Source organism: Amycolatopsis sp. NPDC104775, from assembly GCF_055583325.1.
On record NZ_JBVJOE010000002.1, the window covers coordinates 451,887 to 473,176 of the forward strand.

Genomic DNA, 21,290 nt, shown 5'->3' on the forward strand with positions numbered 1-21,290 from the left:
TGGTCGACGTGCGCCAGTACGCAGTCTATGGCGTTTTTTCTTGGCGATTCCACCGAAGACTCCGGCTGGTTTCCCTTCCCCCCCCCCCCCCCCCCCTTCCCCCCCCCCCCCCCCCCCGATACCGGGACCGGCCTCGGTGCCGAGGGAGTCGTTGGCGATCGCCGGATCGCGCCGGACGGCGTCGTCGTCGGTGCGGCGGGGGATCGTGGGAGCGCGCTCGATGGCGTTGCCTTCGGCGCGGTGGGAGACCGGGGGAGCGTGTCCGGTGGCGTTGCTCTCGGCGCGGCAGGAGATCGGGAGGGCACCCTCGATGGCGTTGCCCTCGGCGCGATGGGCGCGAGCGCGGCGGACGGCGTCGACGAGGTGGCGAGTGTCGGTCCGGTGCCGGGCCTCGGCTCGGCGGTGAGTGCTGGCTCGGCGGCTGGCGTTGATCCGGTGCCGAGCCTCGGCGCGGTGGTGAGTGCTGGCTCGGCTGGTGCCGACTCGGTGCCGAGCGTCGGCGCGGCGGTCGACGCTGGCTCGGTGGCTGGCGTCCATCCGGTGTCGAGCGTCGGCTCAGCGGTCGACGTTGGCTCAGCGGCGGGTGCGGTCTCGGCAGTGAGCGCTGAGCCAGCGGCCAACGTCGGCCCGGCATCGCGCACTGTGCCGGTGGTGAGCACCGACCAGGCAGCCAGCGCCAGTTCGTTCGGCAGTGGCGAGTCGCTGACCAGCCTTGGTCCGGCGGCTGGGATCGAGTCGATCGGCGGTGTCGAGTCGCCACCCAGCCTCGGCCTGGCAGCCGATGTCGAGACGGTCGATGGAGCGACTCGCGACGTTGTCCGGCTTTTGCGGCGGTTCGGTGCCAGGGCATTCGCGCTGGCGTTTGTCGCGGGGATTACCGGTTTGACGACCGTCGCGTTGGTGCTGGGGTTGGTCGGGTTCGCTCTGGTGCTCGCGCCGGTGCGCGGGGTCAGGCGAGGAGGTGGGCCAGCAGCGCCCGGGCCGCCGGGTTGGTGAGGTTTGCCGAGCGGCCGGTCAGGTAGATGGTGCGGGCCAGCGTCGGCTGGGTGAGGTGGGCGAACGGCAGTCCGGAGCGGGCGGCGACTTGCTCGGGGACCACGGTGACGCCTAGCCCGGCCGCGACCAGATCTATCAGCAGGGGGACGTTGGTCGCCTCGCACACTGGGTCCCGGCGGGCTCCGGCCTCGGTGAAGGCGCGGTCGACCAAAGCTTGCAGGCCGCTGCCGGTGAAGTCGACGAAAGGCTCGCCGTCCAGTTCCGCCAGGCGGACTCGGCGGCGGGAGGACAGGCGGTGTCCGGGGTGGGTGAGCAGGACCAGGGTTTGCTGCCAGCTGGCGAATTCGGCCAGGTCCTCCGGCAGCGGACCGCCCACATAGGACAGATCCAGTTCCCCGTCGGACACCGCGGCGGTCAGTCCGGGGATGGTGCTTTCCCGGACGCGCAGGCGGATTCCCGGATAACGGGCGCGGAATTCGCCGAGTTTGGCGGGCAGGTCGATGACGGTCAGGGTCTGGATGGTCCCGATCGACACCCGGCCGCGCGCGAGACCCGTCACCGCGGCTACCTCGCCTCGGGCGGAGTCGACATTCGCGGCGATTTGGCGGGCCAGGGGGAGCAGGGCCTCGCCTGCGGGAGTGAGCGTGACTCGGCGGGTGGTGCGGTCGAACAGGTCCGCGCCGAGGTCGGCTTCCAGCTTGCGGACGGACGCGCTGAGAGCGGACTGCACGACGTGCACGTCTTGGGCGGCGCGGGTGAAGTTGCCGTGCCGGACTACGGCGAGGAAGTGTTCGACCTGCCTCAGTTCCATCGGCTTCGCCTCCGTCTCGCCAACCGGGGAGTGCTCCGGTGAACGTACCGCGTGGACGGGTGGGAGACGGCCGATCGAGGCGGAGGCGGGGATCACGGGACCGGGGTTTGGCTGTGCGTGGAAGGGCTTGGCCGTCGGAGCTGGAAGCCAAATCGAGTGGGCGGTCGGCGCACGTGGGGCTCCCGCTCAGGGGAGCCCCGAAACGCCTACTGGGCGGTGTAACCCCCGTCCACCGGGATCTCCACTCCGGTCACGTACGAGGATTCCGCGGAAGCCAGGAACAGAATCACGTCAGCGACCTCCTGCACCTCGCCAGTCCGCCCCATCGGCACGCCCTCGACCTGCTTCGCTCGCCACACCGGATCGGTGGAGCCACGGGACGTACGCATCGGCGGCAGCAAGCCGGGGGCCACCGCGTTGACCCGGATTCCCTCGCCCGCGTAGTGGACGGACGCGGTGGTCGTCATCGCCTTGATCGCGCCCTTCGAGGCGGCGTACCCCAGGTGCACGCCGACCTGGCCGATCGACGCGGAGATCGACGTCAGGTTCACGATCGAACCTCCGCCCCGGCCGGACATCGCCGCCGCGCCGTGTTTGATGCCCAGGAACACTCCGCGGGCGTTGACCTGCAGCAGGCGGTCGTAGAACGCCGTACTGGTCAGGTCCGGGTCGAAGGTGCCGCTGATGCCAGCGTTGTTGACCAGCACGTCGAGCTTTCCGTGCCGGTCCAGGACGCCGGCGAGTGCGGCCGTCCAGGAGTCTTCGTCGGTGACGTCCAGGCGGCGGTATTCCGCCTGGCCGCCGTCGGCGCGGATCTCTTCGGCCACGGCGGCGCCGTCCGCGTCTTCGACGTCGGTGACGATGACCGTCGCGCCTTCGCGGGCGAAGGTGAGCGCGGCCGCCCGGCCCATTCCGCTCGAAGCGCCGGTGATCAGGGCGATCTTGTCGGCCAATCGCATGTGGGGTGCCTTTCGCTGGTGGGACCCCAGTTTGCGCGATGGCCCTACCGCCTTGCCGGGTCACCCGGGCGGGTGACCTCGGCGAGGTCAGGCGAGCTCAGCGGAGACGACGGACGGCAGGCCGCGCAGCGCGTCCAGTAGCCCTTCGAGTGCCTCGGGGCTGACCAGGACCGTGCTGACCATGCTGCTTTCCCGGACCCCCTCGCGGACGTCGACGGACAGCTCGTGGATCAGCTTCCCGTGCTGGCTCAGCGTGGCGACCAGGCCGGGGATCTGGTCGATGCCGCCGACGAAATACGTCGCGATCCGGCGGCGGACCAGCATGGCCGGGGCGGAGGTGTACGGGGCGGACGAGAAGGTGCTCAAGGACATGGCGTTCTCCGGGAGGAAGGTCTGGCGGGAAACGGGGGCCAGGTCCCGAAGAGAAAAACCGTACGCCGGCATCGCGCGCCGGCAGCCTGGTTCAGCCGGCGCGCCGGGTTACGAGTCGCTCGGACGTCATGAGGCGCAGCACGGCGACAGGCTAACACGGCTTCGCGAGAAGGCAAACCAATCCACAGTGGACAGACAGCTCAGCACCGGCCTGTTCCGGGGTAGCTGCTTGGCCGGGAAAGTGGCCGTACGCAGGGTGGCTTCTACTTCCGGCCGATGTTGGGCGAGCGGCCGTCGGCGCAGTTCCTCGGCCTTCGGCCGCGATAGTGGACGGTGTTCTTGTGCAGGTGTGGCTGGGCGGTGGCATGCGTGTCCGAGTCGCGCAATCGCCGGATCTCGCCGAGCCGGTACGCGCGCAGAACCAGCGCGCCTACTCGGTGGCGGCGGGCGGAATGGCGATCCGTTCGAGCGGGAGGGAATGCGACAGCAGGTCGAGGATCTGGATCAGATTTGCCGACTCGCGGTCTCCGCGGCGGTGACGGGTTAGCGGAGCAGCACCCCTGGGTTCAGGACTCCTGCTGGGTCAAGAGCGTTCTTCGCCGCGGACAGGGCGGCGGCGAACGGGTCTGGGCGTTGCCGGTCGTACCACGGACGGTGGTCGCGGCCGACGGCGTGATGGTGGGTGATCGTCCCGCCATTGGCCAGGATCGCTTCGGACACCGCGGTTTTCAGCTCGTCCCACTGCGCGACGGTGCTGCCCCAGCGGCCGGTCGCGTAGATGCCGTAGTACGGCGCGGGACCGTCCGGGTAGACGTGGGTGAATCGGCAGGTCACCACGCCTGCGCCACAGATTTCGGCGATCGCCGTGGTCGCGGCTGTCGTGACTGCTTCGTGGAGGGGCTCGAACGCGTCCCACGTGCAGGCGGTTTCGAAGGTTTCCACCACCATCGAGCGGCGGGCGAGGGCGTCGCGCTGGTAGGGCATCCGCAGGAAGGCCGACCGCCACGTCGAGCCGGAATCGCCGCGGCGGGCGGTGGTCGTGCCGCCGTGGTCGGCGGTGAGTTCCAGGGCGCGGTCTAGCCAGGCGTCTACTGGATGGTCGGCGGACTCGAAGGCGAGCAGGAGCAGGCCGTCGGTCTGGACGCCGGTGTTGAGGAATGCTTCCGCGGCATCGAGGAGGCGGCAGTTCGCTGGATAGAGGCCGGCCTGGGCGATGGCGCGAGTCGCACGTACTGCGTCGGTGTATCGGGTGAAGGTTACCGACGCTTTTGCTTGCCAGCGTGGGCGTTCCCGCAGTCGCATCCAGGCTTCGGTGATCACGCCCAGCGTGCCTTCCGAGCCGAGGAACAACCGATCCGGCGATGGTCCGGCTCCTGATCCGGGCAGGCGTCGCGACTCGCTGACGCCAGCTGGGGTCACGACGCGGAGGGATTCGGTGAGGTCGTCGATGTGCGTGGCCAGGGTGGCGAAGTGGCCGCCGGCGCGGGTGGCCAGCCAGCCGCCCAGCGTGGAGTGGGTGAAAGACTGCGGGTAGTGCCGCAGGGTCAGGTTGTGCGGGCGGAGCTGGTCCTCCAGGGCAGGGCCGTAGATCCCGGCTTGGATTCGTGCGGCGCGGCTTGTCCGGTCGATTTCCACGACCTGATCGAGGCGGCTGAGGTCCAGCGACATCGCGGGGGCGGGGAAGCGCGGTTCGATGCCGCCGACGACGGAACTGCCGCCGCCGTAAGGGATTACCGGGGTGCCGTGGGTGGAGCACCAGTCCAGGAGGTCGAGTACGTCCTGCTCGGATTCTGGCCGGGCGACGACGTCCGGCACGGCTTCGACGCGGCCTTCCAGGTTGCGTACGACGTCGCGGAACGCTTTGCCGCGCGCGTGCGACAGCCGGTCGACCTGGTCGGTTGAGCACAGGCGGGCGAGTGCGGCGGGCAGGCGGAGGCGGGACGGCGGGACCGGCAGGTCGTTCGGCGAGGGCGGGGCGTGGTCGGTGAAATCGTGGGCGGGGAGGAGCGCGGACGTGCGGGCGACCAGCGCGGCTGACTCTTCGGCGGTGAGCGCTTTCTCGGCATCGCCCCAGCCCCACCAGGAACGTGTCATCCGTTTGCTCCCTTCCGAATTGACTCGAGGGTAACTTACTCTAGAGTAAGAAGCGTTGAGGAGGAAAGATGAGCGTGCTGACCGCTGCCGCGCCATTCGTCGTGAACCGGGTGCTTCCTCGCTTCGACCAGCGGATTGAGGCGTCCGTGAAGCCGTTCGACCGGCCTGGGCTGCTGCGGCCGCAGGCGGATTCGCGGACTTGGGCGTGGACGCATTACGGCATTTTCGTGCCGGAGTTGCCGGGGCCGCATCGCTATCTCAACACCATGACTCTGATCGGCAGCACTGGCGCGGTTTGTTTCGACAACGACTACCTCGCGACCTCGGATGCGCGCCGGACGACGACCGTGCTGTCGTCTACTGCCGCGCCTGGGCATCACCATTATCAGGCTTACGATTCGCACACTGAATGTTGTTTCGCCGAGGATGGTTCGCGGTTGGAGTGGGATTCCGACCTGGCTATTGAAGCGGCGCATCCGTCGTATCAGATGCACGCGCGGTATGACGGGTTCTCGGCGGACTTGGCGATCACTGCGACGCCGCAGGTCTCGTGGTTTGTGCGGAATCCGGCGTACGACCATTTGAGTCTGCTTGCCACTTTTGCTGGGATGATCACTGATGACACCGGTGAGACGGAGATCGGCGGTCTCTGCACGGTTGAGTATGCGCGATCGCTTTCGCCGCAGGCGCTTCGGCGTTCGCCGCTGCCGTTGCGGTTCAAGTTGCCGATCGACTTTTTCACGTATCAGATTGTCAATCTTGATGAGCGGACGCAGTTGTTGCTGACCGATGTTCGTGCGGCGGGGGCGACGGCTTGCCGGCTCGCGCATCTGCGCACGCTTGACGGTGCGGCGGCGGTGTTTCGGGATGTCCGGGTGAAGGTGGAGCATCGGGCTGAGCCGGAGGTGGATCCGCGGGGGCGGGAGATGCGGGTGCCGGAGCGGTTTCGGTGGACGGTGCTGGACGGTGCCGAGGAAGTTGTGGCGCTGGAGGCTGTTGTGGACAGTCCATTGCGGTATGGGCACGGGCGCGGTTATGTCGGTGCTTACACGTATTCCGGGGCGTTCCGAGGGCGGGCGGTGTCGGGGAGCGGGTATTTCGAGTGGGTGGATTGCGAGGTCAGCCGCGCAGGGAGGTGAGGATGCGGGCGCAGCGCTGGGTAGTGGTTTCGGCGGGTTCTTCGGGGTGTTCCAGCCACCAGTCGACGGTGGCGGTTACCGCGCCGTACCAGATTCGTGCGAACAGTGCGGCGTCGGCGGGGTCGGCGAAACCGGCAGAGGACAGGGCGTCTTGGGTGCCTTCCGCGCCTAGGGCGGAGAGTTTGCGGCGGTAGGCGAGGGCTGCTTCATCCACTGCGGAGCCTGGGGGGAGGGTGGGGTCCCAGAGGACTGCCCAGTCCAGGCGGCGGGGTTCCAGGGTGCGGAAGATCGCTTCCAGGGTGTTCAGGGCTCGGGTTGGGCCGGTGCCGGTTTGAGCGTTGGTTACGGCGTCGACGAGGGGGGCGGCGCCTCGGTGCAGGCAGGCTAGGTAGAGGCCGTCTTTGGAGTCGAAGTAGCCGTAGATCAGGGGTTTGGAGATTTCCGCTCGGCGGGCGATGGTGGCTACTGAGGCGTGGGCGTAGCCGTGGGTGCCGAATTCTTGGACGGCGGCGTTGAGGATGAGGTGTTCTCGTTTGGGGCGTGGCATTCCTTTGGTGCCTGCCGGGGTTGCCATGGGGTTAGTGTAGCTGAGGTTTTCGGTGGGGGTCTATTGTGGACGGTGGGGGTTCGGCTCGTCGCCTGGGGGCGACATTGCCGTGGGGTCGGGCGTGGGGCACCCCGAAGCCCGAGTGTGCTGACGGTTCGGGGGTGGTTGTCAAGGCGGGAAAGCGTGCCTTGACAACCACCCCCGAACCGCAGAGAGGGCTTCGTATCGGGGTGCAGGGGCGGGTGTGGCTGCCTGGGTTGCGGGGGTGGGGTGGTGGCGGTTTTAGGGAGGGGGCTAGCGCCCCCAATGCGCGGATTGGCAAGACTTCTGCTGGCGGGGACAAGGGCGATCGGCGTTGGGGCAAGCACACTGGGACGCTGCGAGGGCGGGGCGCCCTGGAGCGGATAGGGAGGCCTGATGGGACAGCGGTCGGCATCGGAGGCTGTTGGCGGGCAGCTTCGCGCTAATGCGCTTGGTACTGGCGGGATCGCGTTTCTCGTTCTTGCTGCGGTTGCGCCGCTGACGGGGATGGTGGTGATCGCGGGGCTCGGGATCGCGCTGGGCAATGGCGGTGGGATGCCTGCGTCGTTTCTGATCGCTGGGGTGGTGTTGCTGCTGTTCGGCATCGGGTATGCGCGGATGAGCCAGTATGTTTCCAACGCTGGCGGGTTCTACGCCTATCTTACTGCTGCGTTAGGGCGTCCGGCTGGGCTGTCGGGGGCGTTTGTCGCGTTGGCTGGGTATAACTGTTTCGTCGCGGGGGCGGTGGGGACGTCAGGTGCGTTGACGGGGGGTGTCGTCGACCGGGTCTTTCATGTGGATTTGCCGTGGGAGTTCTGGGCGGGGTTGTCGGTGGTCGCGGTGTTTTTGCTGAGCCGTCGTGGGGTTGACGTTTCGGCGAAGGTGCTGGCGGTGTCGTTGATTCTTGAGGTCAGCATTCTGGTCGTGTTCGACGTCGCGGTGCTGGTGAAGTCTGGGTACTCGCTCAGTGCGTTGTCGCCTGCGGTGGTGACGTCTGGGTCGCTCGGGCTTGGGTTGTTGTTTGCTGCCACGTGTTTCATTGGGTTCGAGGCGACTGCGTTGTTCAGTGAGGAGGCGCGTGATCCGAACAGGTCGGTGCCGCGTGCTACTTACATTGCGGTGATCTCGATTGGGGTTTTCGCGGCGGTGACGTCGCTCGCGTTGGTCAGTGCGATCGGGGTGGCGAGCGCGAAATCTGTTGCGCAGGAACATCTTGCGGCTGGTGACTTGTTGCTCGCTACCTCGCAGGACGTGCTGGGGACCGCGCTTACCGACGTCATGCAGCTGCTGCTTGTGGTGAGTTTGTTTGCTGCGCTGCTGGCGTTGCACAACTCCGCTAGTCGCTACATCTACGCGCTCGCTCGGGACGGGGTGTTGCCGAAGACGTTGGGGCGTACGGTTTCTGGTACGCCGCGCAATGCCAGTGCGGCGCAGATCGGGTTCGCTACGGTCGTGGCCGCTATTTTCGCGGTGCTGGGGCTTGACCCGGTGGCGTTTCTGACGTCGTCGATGACGGGGTTTGGGACGTTGGCGATTCTCGTGCTGCAGGCGATGGCGTCGATCGCGGTGGTGGTGTTTTTCCGGCAGCGGCGTGATCCGCATTGGTGGAGCACGTTTGTCGCGCCGGGGCTCGGCGGGGCCGGGCTTATCGGGGTGATTGTGCTTGCGGTGCTGAACTTTCCGACGATGGCTGGGTCGGACGCGGCGTGGATTGGGCTGTTGCCGTGGTTGTTGCCAATCTTGATCGTCGCTGGGTTGTTGTCGGCGGCTTATCTGCGACGAAGGCGTCCGGAGACGTATGCGGCGTTGGGGCCGGAGGTGCGTTGACCGGAGGGGTTCCTGTGGGGCGGGCTATGGATGCCCGGACAAGGGTCCGTCCATAGCCCGCCCCGCGGACCCCCGGCTCAGTTGGCTTCGTCTTTTTCCTTCGCTCGGTCGTGTGCCCATCCGGCCAGCACCAGCCCGACGGCGATGAGGACCAGCAGCGAGATCAGCTGTCCGGTCCAGCCGCCGGGGACCCAGGTGAACGCGCCCCACAGTTGGTGGGTTTCGTGGTCGAAAAAGCTGCGGATGGTGGCTTGTGCGCACACGATCGTGATCACCATGCCAACCGCCTGCACGGCTCCGTAGCCGCCCTTGCTCATGTGTTCTCCCCGGTTCGTTGGTGGGTCCAGTTTGAGGACGGCGGCCGCGTCGCGCATCGGGCCTGGGGCTCGGTTCGCACCTAGACCAAAGTCGGGTAAGACTTTGGTCTAGGTGTGGGCTGTGCCTGGGGCTGCTGCACGGCGGGAGCGGATCGGCGAGGATGGCTGGGTGATCGTCGAGCAGACCCGGCTCCGGCCGTGGCAACAGGGGTGGCGGCTGGTGCTGGCCGCGCTGGTCGGGGTGCTCGCCTGGACCACGATCGCCGCCAAGCTGCCGGAGGGGTCGCAGGATCCGCGGATCGGGTGGCTGATTTTCGGCGACCCGCTGATCGGCCTCGGTTGCCTGGTCGCGAGCTTGTGGAGGCGGCGGTATCCGCTTTCGGTCGCTACCGGCGTGGTGATCATTTCGGCCGTTTCCGCTTCCGCGGGCGGGGCCGCGCTGCTCGTGCTCGGGTCGCTCGCCACCCGGCGCAGGCCGGTCGAGACCACGGTGATCGGGATCGGCTGCGTCGTGACCGGGGCGGTCACGGAGGGGCTTTACCCGCGCGGTGCCGACCCCGACCCGTGGTGGCTGTCCATTGCGCTCACGACGCTCATCACCGGCATCGTCGTGGCGATCGGGGCGGCGGTCGGGGCGCGCCGGGAGGAACTGCGGTCGCTGCGGGAACGGGCGGAAAGCGCGGAACGCGAGCAGGTCGCGCGGGCGGCGGAGGCGAGGATCGTCGAGCGGCATCGGATCGCGCGCGAGATGCACGACGTCCTCGCGCACCGGGTTTCGCTGGTCGCCATGCAGGCCGGGGTGCTCGGCCATCGCTCCGATCTGCCGCCGGAGCAAGTGTCCTTGCTGGCTAAGGGGATCGCCGACGGCGCGCATCAGGCGCTGGAGGAACTGCGGGAGGTGCTCGGGGTGCTGCGGGCCAGCCCGGGCGGGCTGGAGCCGCCGCAGCCGTCGCTCGCGAATCTGCCCGCGCTCATCGCCGACGCCCGCGCACTCGGCGTCGATGTCAGCTACACCCCGGAATCGGTCGGGACGCCGCCGGATCTGCTTGCCCGCACGGTGTACCGGATTGTCCAAGAAGGACTGACCAACGCCGGGAAACACGCGCCTGGCGCGAAAGTGTGCGTCACCGTCGCGGGCGGGGAAGGCGAGGGGCTGCGCGTGACGGTGCGCGATTCCGGCGCGACGAGGGGCGAGAAGCCGCCGCCGTCGGCCGGATTCGGGTTGCTGGGGCTGTCCGAGCGGGTCGAGCTGGCCGGTGGTGAACTTGACTGGCACGCGGATCCGGACGGCGGGTTCGTGCTGAGTGCGTGGCTGCCGTGGCCTGCCCGCGGCGAAGGGAGCGAGTGAGTGGACCGGGTGCGGGTCGTGCTGGTCGATGACGATCAGCTGGTGCGGATGTCGTTGCGGCTCATGCTCGACGGCGAAGCCGACCTGGAGGTCGCCGGCGAGGCAGCGGACGGCGACGCCGCGATCGCCGAGGTCCGCCGGCTCCGGCCGGACGTCGTGTTGATGGACGTGCGGATGCCCGGCCGGGACGGCCTCAGCGCGACCGAGGAGATCCTCAGCTGGCCGGACCCGCCCCGCGTCCTGGTGCTGACCACGTTCGATTCCGACGAGATGGTCCTCGGCGCGCTGCGGGCCGGTGCGCTCGGATTCGTCCTCAAGGACACCCCGCCGCCGGACATCCTGGCCGCGGTGCGCGCGGTCGCCGGCGGGAATCCCGCGCTCTCCCCGGCGGCCACCAGCCGGTTGATCACCGCGGCGATGGGGCCGCGCTCGTCGGAGACCCGGCGTGCCGCGCGGGAGGCGGCGCGGGCGCGGCTGGCCGTGCTGACCGAGCGCGAACTGGACACCGCGCGGGCGATCGCGGAAGGGCTGTCGAACGCCGAGGTGGGGGCGCGGCTGCACATCAGCGTCGCGACGGTGAAGGCGCATACGAGCAGCCTGTTCGCGAAGCTGGGCGTGGTGAACCGGGTGCAGATCGCCTTGGTGATACGGGACGCCGAGGAATAACCCTCACTGCGGTTGCTGGTGCTCCGGGCAGTCGGTCCGCAATTCGGTCAGTGCCAAGGGTTTTCCCATCAAATGGCAGTGATGCGGAGCCTTCGGGTCGGGATGTTCGTGGGGGCCGAAGAACCGGCACGTCGTGCACACCCGGGCCACGCTGATCGCGCCGCTGCGCTGGAGGTCCGCGATCACTCGCAGCAGCGTGTGCAGCGTCGTGGCCCGGTCCTGCTCGGCCATCGCGGCCAGCGAGCGCACCAGCTGCTCGTCCCACGCCGACAACTCGGCGGCGACTTCGCAGCCGCGGCTGGTCAGGGTGAGCAGGCGGCGGCGCGCGTCCGAGCCAGGCGAGCGGGTGAGAAGTCCTTTGCGTTCCAAGGCGCTGACCGCGTCGGACATCGTCGGCGTGGTCACATCGAACTCCGCGGCCAGTGCGTTGACCTCGCGGCGCGGCGCGGGATGCCGGGACAGCGAAAGCACCGCCTGCTGTTGCAGCGGGGAAAGACCCTGGGTGCGGGCGCTGCGCTGGGAAAGCGCGCGCAGGCCGTTCCCGAGCCGCTCGATCGCGTCGGCCAGCCGCCGGTCGAGGCCGGGTTCGTGCTCGGGCATGCGCGCCGCCTCGCGGTGAGGGCTCCTTGGCGCCCATGATAGGCGACGGCCCGGAAGAAGGCCGGGACCAGCTGGTCCCGGCCTCCTCCCTCGCCAGCTGGCTCAGACGAGTTTCTGCGCCTCCAGCAGCGCGTCCCGCACGATCTGCTCGATCTCGTCGAACTCCGCCCGCCCCGCGATCAGCGGCGGAGCGAACTGGACGACCACGTCGCCCCGGTCGTCCGGACGGCAGTACAGCCCGCGGTCGAACAGCGCGCCGGGCAGGAAGCCGCGGACGAGACGTTCCCGCTCGTCGGCGTTGAACGTCTCGCGGGTCGCCTTGTCCTTGACCAGTTCAACGGCCCAGAAGTAGCCGTCGCCGCGCACGTCGCCGACGATCGGCAGGTCCAGCAGCTTGCCCAGCGTCGCCCCGAACGCGTCCTGATTGTCCAGTACGCGCTGGTTGAGGCCTTCGCGTTCCATCAGGTCGAGGTTCGCGAGCGCGACCGCGGCCGACACCGGGTGTCCGCCGAAGGTGTAGCCGTGCGGGAAGCCGACGCCTTTTCCGAGGAACGGCTCCATCACCCGGTCCGACGCGATCAGCGCGGCGATCGGGCTGTAGCCGGAGCTCAGTCCCTTGGCGCAGGTCAGCAGGTCCGGCTGGAGGCCGAACTTCTCGCTCGCGAACGTCGCGCCGTGCCTGCCGAACGCGCAGATCACCTCGTCCGCGACCAGCAGCACGTCGTGCCGGTCGCAGATCTCCCGCACCCGTTCGAAGTACCCCGGCGGCGGGGTGAGGCAGCCGCCGGAGTTCTGCACCGGTTCGAGCACGACCGCGGCGACCGTGTCCGCGCCCTCGAACAGGATCGCCTCCTCGATCCGGTCCGCGGCCCAGCGGCCGAACGCTTCGAGGTCGTCGGCGAACTCCGGATGCCGGTACAGGTTGGTGTTCGGCACGCGATGCCCGCCCGGCGTGAGCGGTTCGAAGTCCTTCTTCATCGCGGGCAGCCCGGTGATCGCGAGCGCGCCGTGCGGGGTGCCGTGGTAGGCCACCGCGCGGCTGATCACCTTGTGCTTGCTGGGTTTCCCGGTCAGCTTGAAGTACTGCTTCGCGACCTTCCAGGCGGATTCGACCGCCTCGCCGCCGCCGGTGGTGAAGAAGATGCGGTTGAGGTCGCCCGGCGCGAGCTGGGCGAGTCGTTCGGCCAGTTCCGCCGCGGGTTTCGTGGCATAGCCCCAAATCGGGAAGTACGCCAGCTCGTTTCCTTGCCGTGCGGCGGCTTCCACGAGCTCGCGGCGGCCGTGCCCGGCCTGCACGACGAAAAGCCCGGCCAGTCCGTCGAGAATCCGGCGGCCGCGGTCGTCCCAGATGTGCACGCCCTCGCCCCGGGTGATCACCGGGACCGGCGAGTCCGGGTAATTTCCCATGCGGGAGAAGTGCATCCACAGGTGCCGGGCTGCTGCCGACTGAGTGTCCATTGCAGACTCCTTCTCAAACGTTCTGCGGGAAGCCGAGGTCGAGCCCGCCCTGTCCGGCTCCCGGCCAGCGGGTGGTGACGACCTTGGCGCGGGTGAAGAAGTGCACGCCCTCACCGCCGTGCGCGTGGGTGTCGCCGAACAGCGAGTTCTTCCGGCCGCCGAACGAGTGGTACGCCACCGGGACCGGCACCGGGACGTTCACGCCGACCATGCCCGCCTCGACGTCGGCGGAGAACCGGCGGGCCGCGCCGCCGTCGTTGGTGAAGACCGCCGCGCCGTTGCCGTACGGACCGGCGTTGATCAGCTCGATCGCGTCGGCGAACGTTTCCACCCGCACCACCGAAAGCACCGGGCCGAAGATTTCGTCGGTGTAGATCGGCATGTCCGGGCGGACGTGGTCGAACACCGTGGGGCCGACGAAGAATCCCTCGCCGTCCGCGTCGAACTCGCCTTCCCGGCCGTCCAGCACCAGCGTCGCACCGGCTTCGGCGCCGGCGGCGATGTAGCCGGTCACCCGGTCCTTCGCGGCGGCGGTGACGAGCGGACCCATGTCGCAGCCGCGGGTGCCGTCGCCGGTGACCAGCGTCTTCGCGCGGTCGGCGATCCGCGGCACCAGCGCGTCGGCGACGTCGCCCACCGCGACCACGACCGATACCGCCATGCAGCGTTCGCCCGCGGACCCGAAACCGGCGCTGACCGCCTGGTCGGCGACCAGGTCGAGGTCGGCGTCGGGCAGCACCACCATGTGGTTTTTCGCACCGCCGAGCGCCTGGACGCGCTTGCCGTTCGCGGTGCCCGTCTCGTAGACGTACTTCGCGATCGGCGTCGAGCCGACGAACGACACCGCCTCGATGTCCGGGCTGTGCAGGAGCGCGTCGACCGCGGTTTTGTTGCCGTGCAACACGTTGAACACGCCTTCGGGCAGACCCGCTTCACGCCACAGTTCGGCCAGCCAGTTCGCCGCGGACGGCACTTTCTCCGACGGCTTCAGCACGACGGTGTTCCCGGCCGCGATCGCGATCGGGAAGAACCACATCGGGACCATGGCGGGGAAGTTGAACGGCGAGATGATCGCGACCGGGCCGAGCGGTTCGCGCAGCGAGGTGACGTCGATGTCGGTAGAGGCGTTGGCCGTCGCCGCGCCTTTGAGCAGTTGCGGGATTCCGCAGGCGAACTCGACGACCTCCAGGCCGCGCGCGACCTCGCCCGCCGCGTCGGACAGCACCTTGCCGTGCTCGGCGGTGATGATCTTCGCGAGTTCCTCCGACCGCGCGTCGAGCAGTTCGCGGAACCGGAACAGCACCCGGCTGCGCTTGGCCAGCGAGGTCTTGCGCCAGGCGGGGAACGCGGCCTTCGCGGCGGCGATCGCGGCCTCGGCGTCCGCGGCCGAGCCGAGCGGCACGCGCGCGGTGACCTTCCCGGTCGCCGGGTTCGTGACGTCCCCGTAGCCGTCCGGCGTGCCTGCCGCTTCGCCGCCGGCGATCCACTGGGACAGCGTCGGCACGGAATCGCTCATCGAGCCACCTTTCTTCCTGGTATTCGCCCTCTGAGGGTCCCTCTCGCGCGGGTCGCGGGTAACCGACGAACCGTCGGTTCGCGTGGGTCTTGCTTTACAGTTCGTCGGGTTATCCTGAGGTCGTGCCGCTGACCCTGCGAGACGTGCTCGAGCTGCCGGTGATGGCCGCCGGGGCACCGGTCGTGCGCTCGGCGGCGGACGCGGTCGACGTGCCGGTGCGGTCGGTGCACGTGAGCGAGCTGAGCGACGTCGCCGGGACGCTGACCAGCGACGTTCTGGTGCTTTCCATCGGAAGGGCGTGCACCGAGCCGGGCTTCGACGCGGTGGCCTACGTGCGGTCGCTGCGGGACGCCGGGGCGATCGGGCTCGTCGTGGAGCCGGGACAGCATTTGAAGGCGTTGCCCGACGCTTTGGTGCAGGCCGCGCGCGCCGCCCGGTTTCCGCTGGTGGAGCTGCGCAGCACGGTGCGCTTCATCGAGGTGACCGAGATCGTGCACGCCCGGATCGTCAACGCGCATTACGAGCGGTTGCGGCTGGCCGAGCGCGCGCACGAGGCGTTCAGCACGGTCGGTTCGGCTTCGCAGGCGCCGGACGCGGTCCTCGCGCACGCGGCGGACTTGATCGGGCTGCCGGTCGTGCTGGAGGACCGGACGCATCGGGCGCTCGCGTTCGCTGGCGCCGGTTCGGCCGAATCGCTGCTGCGCGATTGGCCCGCCCGGTCCCGGCGAGTGCCGTTTCGCGTCGTGACCGAGGTCGGCGGCCCGGAAGGCTGGCTGTGCACGCCGGTCGGGCCGCCGCGCGAACGCTGGGGCCGGCTGGTGGTGCCCGTGCGGTCGGTGGAGCAGCCGTCGGCCTGGATGGTGCTCGAACGCGCGGCCGAGGCGTTAACGGTCGGGAAGTTGCTGGAACGCTCGCCGTTGTCGGTGGAAATCGAAGCGCAGGGCGATTTGCTGCGGGATCTGCTGCACGGCGCGGACGAGGGTTCGGTTCGCGCGCGGGCGCGGGCATTGGGACTGGCCTCGGCGGCGTACTACGCGGTGCTGGTGTGCCGTCCGGCTCGGGCTGGGCAGGAGCGCGAACTGCTGGACGCGGTGCTGACCGGCGACGGGATCGGCGGCGTGCTGGCCGAAGGCCGGGTGGCGGCGGTGTTCCCGTGTTCCTCGGCGGCCGCGGAAAAAGCGTTGCTGGAACGGGTGGTCGCCGGTGTTCCGGCGGGGCTGGCGGCGGCGTTCGGGGCGGCCGCACCGGTGCGCCGGCTCGGCGAGCTACCGGCGGCGCTGCAGGAGGCGGTGCAGGTCGCGGACGTCGAATCGCCTGGTGCGCCTGGACTTCGGCGCGCTGGCGATCTGGGGGTGCGCGGGTTGTTGTGGTGGTTGCGGGATCATCCGCGGCTGCACGAGTTCACCGAGGCGCAGTTGCGGCCGTTGCTGACGTTGCCGGAACCGCGCGCCAGCCGGGCGTTCGCGACGTTGCGAGCGTTTGTCGAGTCGGGTTATTCGATGACGGAGTTCGCGAAGGCGCTGAACCTCAGCCGTCCGGCGGCGTACTCGCGGCTGGCGACGATCGAACGGCTGCTCGGCGTTGAACTGTCCAATCCGGACACTCGGCTTTCGTTGCATCTGGCCGTTTTGGCGCACGGCCATCGCGATTCAGCTTCCGGCACCCCAGCGCAGTGACAACCGGTCGGCGGCGCGTTCGGTGCTGATGTGCATCATGCTGCCGAGAATGGTCGCGCGGTCGATGACGACGATCGTGCCGTCCGGGGTGCTGGTGGTGCGCTCGCTGACCAGGACCGGGGTGTGGACGGGTTCGTCGAGCAGACGGGCGAGCTTGTCGTCGAGAGCGTCCGGCCGGATGGTTTCGGCCGCCCGGTCCACCACGACGTCCAGTTCGGACAGTGCGGAGTAGAGCGATATTTCGGCGAAATCGGTATCTCGCAGGCGTTCCCCGTGCGGGGGAGCGACCCAGGACACCTGGTGGATCGCCCGGCGGCCGCCGAACTCGCGCACCCGTTCCAGCCGCAGACCGGAATCGGCGGCCCGGGCTTGCAGCCGTGCCGCGACGCGAGCGGGCAGCCGCCGTACCGCTTGGCTGACGACCTCGGTGCGCACGACGTAGCCCTGATCGCGCAGGTCCTCGGTGAAGCTGCGCAAGGAGCCCAGCTGGTAGGAGGCCGGGGTCGGCGCCACGAAGGTGCCGCGACCGGGCTTTTGCACGATCAGGGCTTCGTCGCTGAGTTCGCGCAGCGCTTGGCGGAGCGTCATGAGCGTGACGCCGTAGGAGGCGCTGAGTTCCCGCTGAGACGGCAGGGCCTCGCCGGGCGCGTACTGTCCGGCGCGGATCTTCGCGGCGAGATCCGCGGCGATCGCTCGGTATCGGGCCATGCGCGTCCGTTCTGGTCCAGGTCTGGCTTGACCAGCGGATTCTAGTCCAGCGCGGCCCGCAGGCTCGCGACGTACTCGCCGATCTGCTCCGGACCCGCGCCGTCGAGCACGCGCCGCATGATCGCCGCGCCCACGATCACCCCGTCGGCCGCCCGCGCGGCCTCGGCGGCGTGCGCTGGCTTCGAGATGCCGAAGCCGAGCAAGACCGGCAGGTCAGTGGCGTTCTTTACCCGGGTAGCCAGGTCGGTCGCGGACGCGGGCAGGTGGTCGCGTTCGCCGGTGGTGCTCATCGACGAGACGGCGTAGACGAAACCTCGGCTGCGTGCGGCGATCTCGCGGGCGCGGTCAGCTGGTGTCGCAGGGGAGACCAGCAGGGCCAACTCGATTCCGTCCTCGATCGCGGACACCTCTTCCAGCGGAAGATCCGGCACGATCAGGCCGTCCACTCCGGCCTCTTTCAGCTGGGCGCAGAAACCCTTTCGGACGGCCAAATTGGCGTAAGTGCTCACGATGATCGGAACGTCCACTGTGGTCTCAGACAGTGCCTTGAGGACACTCTGCGGAGTTGTTCCCTTGGCGAGTGCGACGTTGGACGCCTCCTGGATGGTCACGCCGTCCAGCGTCGGATCGGAGAACGGGATGCCGACCTCGATCGCGTCCGCACCCGCCGCGGCGAATGCCGGGAGGTAATCCGTCCACTGTGGAGTAATCCCGCCGGTGAGGTACGGCATCAGGATTTTGCGGTCGGTTTTCATGCGCGGGACTCCTCGGAGCGGGCGATCAGCGTGGCGATGTCCTTGTCGCCGCGGCCGGACAGGGTGAGCAGAACCGTGGAACCCGCCGGAAGATCCGGGGTGCCAGCGGCTTCGGCCACCCAGGCGAGCGCGTGCGCGGACTCCAGCGCCGGGATGATTCCTTCGGTACGAGCCAACTGCGCCGCGGCGGCGAGCGCTGCTTCGTCGTTGACCGCGACGTACCGGGCCCGGCCGAGATCGCGCAGGTACGCGTGTTCCGGGCCGACTCCGGGATAGTCCAGGCCCGCCGCGATCGAATGGGCTTCGCGGATCTGCCCGTGCTCGTCCTGCAGGAACAGCGACCGTGAACCGTGCAGCACCCCGGCCTGGCCGGATGCCGCGCCCGAGCCGCCGATCGCCTCCACCCCGACCAGCCGCGCGCTGGTGTCGGCGAATCCGGCGAAAGTCCCGGCCGCGTTGGATCCGCCGCCGACGCACGCGACGACGAAATCCGGCACGGTTTCGTGCTGCTCTCTGGCTTCCTCGCCGATCACGCGTTGGAATTCCCGGACCAGCCACGGATACGGATGCGGCCCGACAACTGAGCCGAGGCAGTAATGCGCTTCCTCGGTCGAGCTGACCCAGTGCCGCATCGCCTCGCTGGTCGCGTCCTTGAGCGTGCGGCTGCCGGAGCGGACCGGAACGACTTCCGCGCCGAGGTAGCGCATGCGGAACACGTTGTGCGACTGGCGTTCGACGTCCTGTTCGCCCATGAACACCGTCACCGGCAGGTCGAGCAGCGCGCCCGCGGTGGCCGTCGCGACACCGTGCATCCCGGCCCCGGTTTCCGCGATCAGCCGTCGCTTGCCCATCCGCCGCGCGAGCAGCGCCTGGCCGACCGCATTGTTGATCTTGTGCGATCCGGTGTGCGTGAGGTCTTCCCGTTTCAGCGCGACGGTCACGCCGAGTTCGGCGGACAACCGCTCGGCGGGCGTCACCGGCGTGGGCCGGCCGACGTGCCGGGCCAGCATCGTCTGGAGCTGCTCGCGGAAGCCGGGGTCGACCCAGGCCTTCTCGAACGCGTCGGCGACTTCGAGGCAGGCGGGCACCAGTGATTCCGGCACCCAGCGCCCGCCGTACTCCCCGAAGCGTCCTTCCTGGGGTGGGGTGCGCATGAGCGGCTCCTTAGAGTTCTATAACTGTCTCCACTGTTATAGAACTCTCGGGCGCGGAGTGCAAGCCCGTCACCGCTGCCGCAGCGCCTCGACCCCGTCGCCGTCAAGCTCGTCGAGGAACGCGGAACGGCCGGTCATCGCCATGATCAACGCGAGCGTCGGACCGGATACGAGGGGTCCCGAGCCGCCGGAAAAGTCACTGTCGGTCGCCGCGAGGCGGAGCCCGCGGACCCGCCCTTTCGCGAGCACGACGAGATCGGAGCTGAGGTAATAGCGGGCTACGGTGGTGAGCGTGTCGAGCGGATACTCGTAGCGGATGCCGAGCGGACGGCGGATGTCCTCGCCGTGCACGACCGTCTCGCCGAGCATCGCCACGACGGGCAACGGCGGTTTGGTCGTGCTCGTGATGACCCGGCGGAAGCGGGCCAGCGTGTCGGCCGGGCTGTCGCCGAGGTGCTCGGCCAATCGCATCGCGACCTGCCGATCGAAGTCGAAACGGCAGCGGAGCACGCCCGCCATCCAGCGCGCCGGCGTCAGCGACGCGCCCGCGGTGAGATGGGCCAGCACCTCGCGGACGGAGAACCCGTCGCAGAGGGATGGCGTGTCCCATCGGATCTCGGTGAGGTCGGCGGCCAGCGCGGCGCGTTCGGCGTGGATCTGTTGCCAGGTGGCGGTCATTCCAGGTCTCCTTGGTCGTGGTTGCCCGGTGAGACCGGCTGGATGCGGCAGAATCGTCGGTCGTGGGGGAATTTTCTTCAGAAGCCGCGTTCACCCGTGCGGTGGCCCCGTTGCGTGCGGAACTGCGTGCGCACTGTTACCGGATGATCGGCTCGATCCACGATGCCGACGACGCCGTCCAGGAGGCACTGCTGCGAGCGTGGCGCGGGTTGCCCGGGTTCGAGGGCCGCAGCGCGCTGCGCACCTGGCTGTATACGGTCGCTACGCGCACCTGTCTCGACCTGATCGAGCAGCGCGGCCGCCGCGCGTTGCCGGTCGACCTGGGGCCGTCGAGCGAGCAGGTCCTACTCGATTCGGCCCCGCGCACCGACGTGGCCTGGCTGGGCCCGTACCCCGGTTTCCCGGAGGCCAGCTACGAGCAACGCGAGGCGGTCGAGCTCGCCTTCGTTGCCGCGTGCCGTCATCTTCCGGGCAACCAACGCGCGGCGCTGCTGCTGTTCGACGTCCTCGGTTTCTCCGCCGCCGAGATCGCCATGATGATGGAAACGTCCGTGACCTCGGTGAACTCGGCCTTGGCGCGCGCCCGCCGGACCATCGCGGCGCAGGTCCCCGCTCGCACTCAACAGCAGACGTTGCGCGCACTCGGCGACGCCCGCCTCCAGGAACTCGTCACCGGCTTCGCGACCGCCCTTGCCGACGGCGACGTCGACGGCCTGGTCAGCCTGCTCACCGAGGACGTCACGTGGTCGATGCCGCCGCTGCCGCACTGGTACCGCGGCCGTGACGCGGTGGTCGAGTTCGCGCTCCAGGTCCCGATGACGCGCTGTCCGAGCTGGCGGTTCCGGAGGATCAGCGCGAACGCCCAGCCCGCGGTGGCGTTCTATCTCGGCGGTTCGGCGGAGGTTCCGCACGAGGCGTGGTCGATCACCGTCCTGACCCTGCGCGAGGACCGGATCTGCGACCTCACTTCGTTCCTCGGCGCAGACCATTTCCCGGCTTTCGGATTGCCCACCACCATCATGCCTTAGGTGCGGCCCGAACATGCGCGCGCTGCCCCTGCCGCCCGATCAAGCACAGGTACTCGACCGGTTCCGCCGATGCCGCGCCGAACCAGTGCGGTAACCGGGTGTCGAATTCCGCTGCCTCGCCAGGGGAAAGCGTCAGGTCGTTTTCGCCGAGCACCAACCGTAACTGTCCATTGAGGACATACGTCCACTCGTAGCCCTCGTGCGTTTTGGGCTCGGGTTCCTGCTGTTTCCGCTGTCCGGGCAGGATGAATTTGTACGCCTGGATCCCGCCCGGGCGGCGCGTCAACGGCAGGATCGTCACGCCGTCGGCGCAGCTGATCGGGCGGAGGTGGATGCGCGGATCGCCGGTCTGCGGGGCGTCGACCAGTTCGTCGAGGGTCACGCCGTGCGCGCGGGCCAGCGGCAGCAGTTGTTCGAGGGTGGGCCGCCGGTTGCCGGACTCCAGCCGGGACAGGGTGCTCGCCGCGATGCCGGTCCGCGCGGCCAGTTCCGCGAGCGTGACTTCCCGCTTCCGGCGCAGCTCGCGCAACCGGGGGCCGACTGCGTCCAGGGCACGATCGTCGTCCATCGGCCGAGTTTGACAGATTGGCAAGATTGCTTGCCAGTCGTGCTGGTGGGTT

Annotated in this window: 20 protein-coding genes and 1 pseudogene; 7 read left to right on the top strand and 14 right to left on the bottom strand. The window is 69.0% G+C overall.

Translation table 11 applies throughout. The features are described 5' to 3' along the window. Positions 1-258 precede the first annotated feature (258 nt). Positions 259-996 (top strand): hypothetical protein, encoded by a 738-nt coding sequence (locus ACZ63D_RS10895; RefSeq protein WP_465354088.1) that lies wholly within the window; start codon positions 259-261, stop codon positions 994-996. Here ACZ63D_RS10895 and ACZ63D_RS10900 read toward each other — a convergent pair. From ACZ63D_RS10900 to ACZ63D_RS10915, 4 genes are all read right to left on the bottom strand, one after another. Next, entirely contained in the window at positions 950-1,807 is an 858-nt protein-coding gene (locus ACZ63D_RS10900; RefSeq protein WP_465354089.1) for a LysR family transcriptional regulator, read from the bottom strand. The genes ACZ63D_RS10895 and ACZ63D_RS10900 overlap by 47 nt on opposite strands. A gap of 206 nt (positions 1,808-2,013) precedes the next feature. Further along, positions 2,014-2,766, bottom strand: a complete 753-nt coding sequence (locus ACZ63D_RS10905; RefSeq protein ID WP_465354090.1) for an SDR family NAD(P)-dependent oxidoreductase — start codon at positions 2,764-2,766, stop codon at positions 2,014-2,016. An 87-nt stretch (positions 2,767-2,853) separates the two neighbouring features. Further along, positions 2,854-3,138, bottom strand: coding sequence for a hypothetical protein (locus tag ACZ63D_RS10910; protein WP_465354091.1), 285 nt, complete (start codon positions 3,136-3,138; stop codon positions 2,854-2,856). Between the two features lie 543 nt (positions 3,139-3,681). Beyond that, positions 3,682-5,232 (bottom strand): FAD-binding oxidoreductase, encoded by a 1,551-nt coding sequence (locus ACZ63D_RS10915; RefSeq protein ID WP_465354092.1) that lies wholly within the window; start codon positions 5,230-5,232, stop codon positions 3,682-3,684. A gap of 68 nt (positions 5,233-5,300) precedes the next feature. Here ACZ63D_RS10915 and ACZ63D_RS10920 point away from each other — a divergent pair, with 68 nt between their 5' ends. Beyond that, positions 5,301-6,371: a DUF6670 family protein gene (locus ACZ63D_RS10920; RefSeq protein WP_465354093.1), complete on the top strand. Its 1,071-nt coding sequence runs from the start codon at positions 5,301-5,303 to the stop codon at positions 6,369-6,371. On the opposite strand, the gene ACZ63D_RS10925 is transcribed toward ACZ63D_RS10920, so the two are convergent. Next, positions 6,352-6,945 carry a TetR/AcrR family transcriptional regulator gene (locus tag ACZ63D_RS10925; protein ID WP_465354094.1) on the bottom strand — a complete coding sequence of 198 codons (594 nt, stop codon included), beginning with the start codon at positions 6,943-6,945 and terminating at the stop codon, positions 6,352-6,354. The two genes, ACZ63D_RS10920 and ACZ63D_RS10925, sit on opposite strands and share 20 nt — an antisense overlap. A gap of 390 nt (positions 6,946-7,335) precedes the next feature. On the opposite strand from ACZ63D_RS10925, the gene ACZ63D_RS10930 reads away from it, so the two are divergent. Further along, entirely contained in the window at positions 7,336-8,766 is a 1,431-nt protein-coding gene (locus ACZ63D_RS10930; RefSeq protein ID WP_465354095.1) for an APC family permease, read from the top strand. A gap of 77 nt (positions 8,767-8,843) precedes the next feature. Here ACZ63D_RS10930 and ACZ63D_RS10935 read toward each other — a convergent pair whose 3' ends face one another. Next, positions 8,844-9,083, bottom strand: coding sequence for a hypothetical protein (locus tag ACZ63D_RS10935; RefSeq protein WP_465354096.1), 240 nt, complete (start codon positions 9,081-9,083; stop codon positions 8,844-8,846). A gap of 121 nt (positions 9,084-9,204) precedes the next feature. On the opposite strand from ACZ63D_RS10935, the gene ACZ63D_RS10940 reads away from it, so the two are divergent. After that, positions 9,205-10,431 carry a sensor histidine kinase gene (locus ACZ63D_RS10940; protein WP_465354097.1) on the top strand — a complete coding sequence of 409 codons (1,227 nt, stop codon included), beginning with the start codon at positions 9,205-9,207 and terminating at the stop codon, positions 10,429-10,431. Further along, the gene (locus ACZ63D_RS10945; RefSeq protein ID WP_465354098.1) at positions 10,432-11,097 is read left to right on the top strand and encodes a response regulator transcription factor; all 666 of its coding nucleotides are present in this window, start codon (positions 10,432-10,434) and stop codon (positions 11,095-11,097) included. Positions 11,098-11,100: 3 nt separating this feature from the next. Here ACZ63D_RS10945 and ACZ63D_RS10950 read toward each other — a convergent pair whose 3' ends face one another. The 3 genes and pseudogenes from ACZ63D_RS10950 to ACZ63D_RS10960 all read right to left on the bottom strand — a co-directional run bounded on the left by ACZ63D_RS10950 (position 11,101) and on the right by ACZ63D_RS10960 (position 14,671). Further along, positions 11,101-11,697 (bottom strand): MarR family winged helix-turn-helix transcriptional regulator, encoded by a 597-nt coding sequence (locus ACZ63D_RS10950; protein WP_465354099.1) that lies wholly within the window; start codon positions 11,695-11,697, stop codon positions 11,101-11,103. Between the two features lie 102 nt (positions 11,698-11,799). Continuing rightward, a pseudogene (locus ACZ63D_RS10955) lies at positions 11,800-13,161 on the bottom strand (aspartate aminotransferase family protein); the annotation flags it as partial. A gap of 7 nt (positions 13,162-13,168) precedes the next feature. Continuing rightward, on the bottom strand, positions 13,169-14,671 hold the full coding sequence (locus ACZ63D_RS10960) for a CoA-acylating methylmalonate-semialdehyde dehydrogenase (RefSeq protein WP_465354100.1): 1,503 nt from the start codon (positions 14,669-14,671) through the stop codon (positions 13,169-13,171). A 122-nt stretch (positions 14,672-14,793) separates the two neighbouring features. On the opposite strand from ACZ63D_RS10960, the gene ACZ63D_RS10965 reads away from it, so the two are divergent. After that, the gene (locus tag ACZ63D_RS10965; RefSeq protein ID WP_465354101.1) at positions 14,794-16,347 is read left to right on the top strand and encodes a PucR family transcriptional regulator; all 1,554 of its coding nucleotides are present in this window, start codon (positions 14,794-14,796) and stop codon (positions 16,345-16,347) included. Here the strand turns inward: ACZ63D_RS10965 and ACZ63D_RS10970 are convergent. From ACZ63D_RS10970 to ACZ63D_RS10985, 4 genes are all read right to left on the bottom strand, one after another. After that, on the bottom strand, positions 16,321-17,055 hold the full coding sequence (locus ACZ63D_RS10970; protein WP_465354102.1) for a GntR family transcriptional regulator: 735 nt from the start codon (positions 17,053-17,055) through the stop codon (positions 16,321-16,323). The genes ACZ63D_RS10965 and ACZ63D_RS10970 overlap by 27 nt on opposite strands. 41 nt (positions 17,056-17,096) lie before the next feature. Continuing rightward, positions 17,097-17,810, bottom strand: a complete 714-nt coding sequence (gene trpA, locus ACZ63D_RS10975; RefSeq protein ID WP_465354103.1) for a tryptophan synthase subunit alpha — start codon at positions 17,808-17,810, stop codon at positions 17,097-17,099. Further along, positions 17,807-18,964 carry a tryptophan synthase subunit beta gene (gene trpB / locus ACZ63D_RS10980; RefSeq protein ID WP_465354104.1) on the bottom strand — a complete coding sequence of 386 codons (1,158 nt, stop codon included), beginning with the start codon at positions 18,962-18,964 and terminating at the stop codon, positions 17,807-17,809. Before trpB ends, trpA begins: the two co-directional genes overlap by 4 nt. 69 nt (positions 18,965-19,033) lie before the next feature. After that, on the bottom strand, positions 19,034-19,642 hold the full coding sequence (locus ACZ63D_RS10985; protein ID WP_465354105.1) for a maleylpyruvate isomerase family mycothiol-dependent enzyme: 609 nt from the start codon (positions 19,640-19,642) through the stop codon (positions 19,034-19,036). A 62-nt stretch (positions 19,643-19,704) separates the two neighbouring features. Between ACZ63D_RS10985 and ACZ63D_RS10990 the strand changes: the two genes are divergently transcribed. Next, positions 19,705-20,670 carry a sigma-70 family RNA polymerase sigma factor gene (locus ACZ63D_RS10990; RefSeq protein WP_465354106.1) on the top strand — a complete coding sequence of 322 codons (966 nt, stop codon included), beginning with the start codon at positions 19,705-19,707 and terminating at the stop codon, positions 20,668-20,670. Here the strand turns inward: ACZ63D_RS10990 and ACZ63D_RS10995 are convergent. Next, the gene (locus ACZ63D_RS10995; RefSeq protein WP_465354107.1) at positions 20,660-21,238 is read right to left on the bottom strand and encodes a helix-turn-helix domain-containing protein; all 579 of its coding nucleotides are present in this window, start codon (positions 21,236-21,238) and stop codon (positions 20,660-20,662) included. The genes ACZ63D_RS10990 and ACZ63D_RS10995 overlap by 11 nt on opposite strands. Positions 21,239-21,290 lie beyond the last annotated feature (52 nt).

Excerpts from the sequence above, each read along its gene's own strand:
- ACZ63D_RS10900 (WP_465354089.1), bottom strand. The coding sequence starts at position 1,807 with ATGGAACTGAGGCAGGTCGAACACTTCCTCGCCGTAGTCCGGCACGGC.
- ACZ63D_RS10905 (WP_465354090.1), bottom strand. The coding sequence starts at position 2,766 with ATGCGATTGGCCGACAAGATCGCCCTGATCACCGGCGCTTCGAGCGGA.
- ACZ63D_RS10910 (WP_465354091.1), bottom strand. The coding sequence starts at position 3,138 with ATGTCCTTGAGCACCTTCTCGTCCGCCCCGTACACCTCCGCCCCGGCC.
- ACZ63D_RS10915 (WP_465354092.1), bottom strand. The coding sequence starts at position 5,232 with ATGACACGTTCCTGGTGGGGCTGGGGCGATGCCGAGAAAGCGCTCACC.
- ACZ63D_RS10920 (WP_465354093.1), top strand. The coding sequence starts at position 5,301 with ATGAGCGTGCTGACCGCTGCCGCGCCATTCGTCGTGAACCGGGTGCTT.
- ACZ63D_RS10925 (WP_465354094.1), bottom strand. The coding sequence starts at position 6,945 with ATGGCAACCCCGGCAGGCACCAAAGGAATGCCACGCCCCAAACGAGAA.
- ACZ63D_RS10930 (WP_465354095.1), top strand. The coding sequence starts at position 7,336 with ATGGGACAGCGGTCGGCATCGGAGGCTGTTGGCGGGCAGCTTCGCGCT.
- ACZ63D_RS10935 (WP_465354096.1), bottom strand. The coding sequence starts at position 9,083 with ATGAGCAAGGGCGGCTACGGAGCCGTGCAGGCGGTTGGCATGGTGATC.
- ACZ63D_RS10950 (WP_465354099.1), bottom strand. The coding sequence starts at position 11,697 with ATGCCCGAGCACGAACCCGGCCTCGACCGGCGGCTGGCCGACGCGATC.
- ACZ63D_RS10960 (WP_465354100.1), bottom strand. The coding sequence starts at position 14,671 with ATGAGCGATTCCGTGCCGACGCTGTCCCAGTGGATCGCCGGCGGCGAA.
- ACZ63D_RS10970 (WP_465354102.1), bottom strand. The coding sequence starts at position 17,055 with ATGGCCCGATACCGAGCGATCGCCGCGGATCTCGCCGCGAAGATCCGC.
- trpA (WP_465354103.1), bottom strand. The coding sequence starts at position 17,810 with ATGAAAACCGACCGCAAAATCCTGATGCCGTACCTCACCGGCGGGATT.
- trpB (WP_465354104.1), bottom strand. The coding sequence starts at position 18,964 with ATGCGCACCCCACCCCAGGAAGGACGCTTCGGGGAGTACGGCGGGCGC.
- ACZ63D_RS10985 (WP_465354105.1), bottom strand. The coding sequence starts at position 19,642 with ATGACCGCCACCTGGCAACAGATCCACGCCGAACGCGCCGCGCTGGCC.
- ACZ63D_RS10995 (WP_465354107.1), bottom strand. The coding sequence starts at position 21,238 with ATGGACGACGATCGTGCCCTGGACGCAGTCGGCCCCCGGTTGCGCGAG.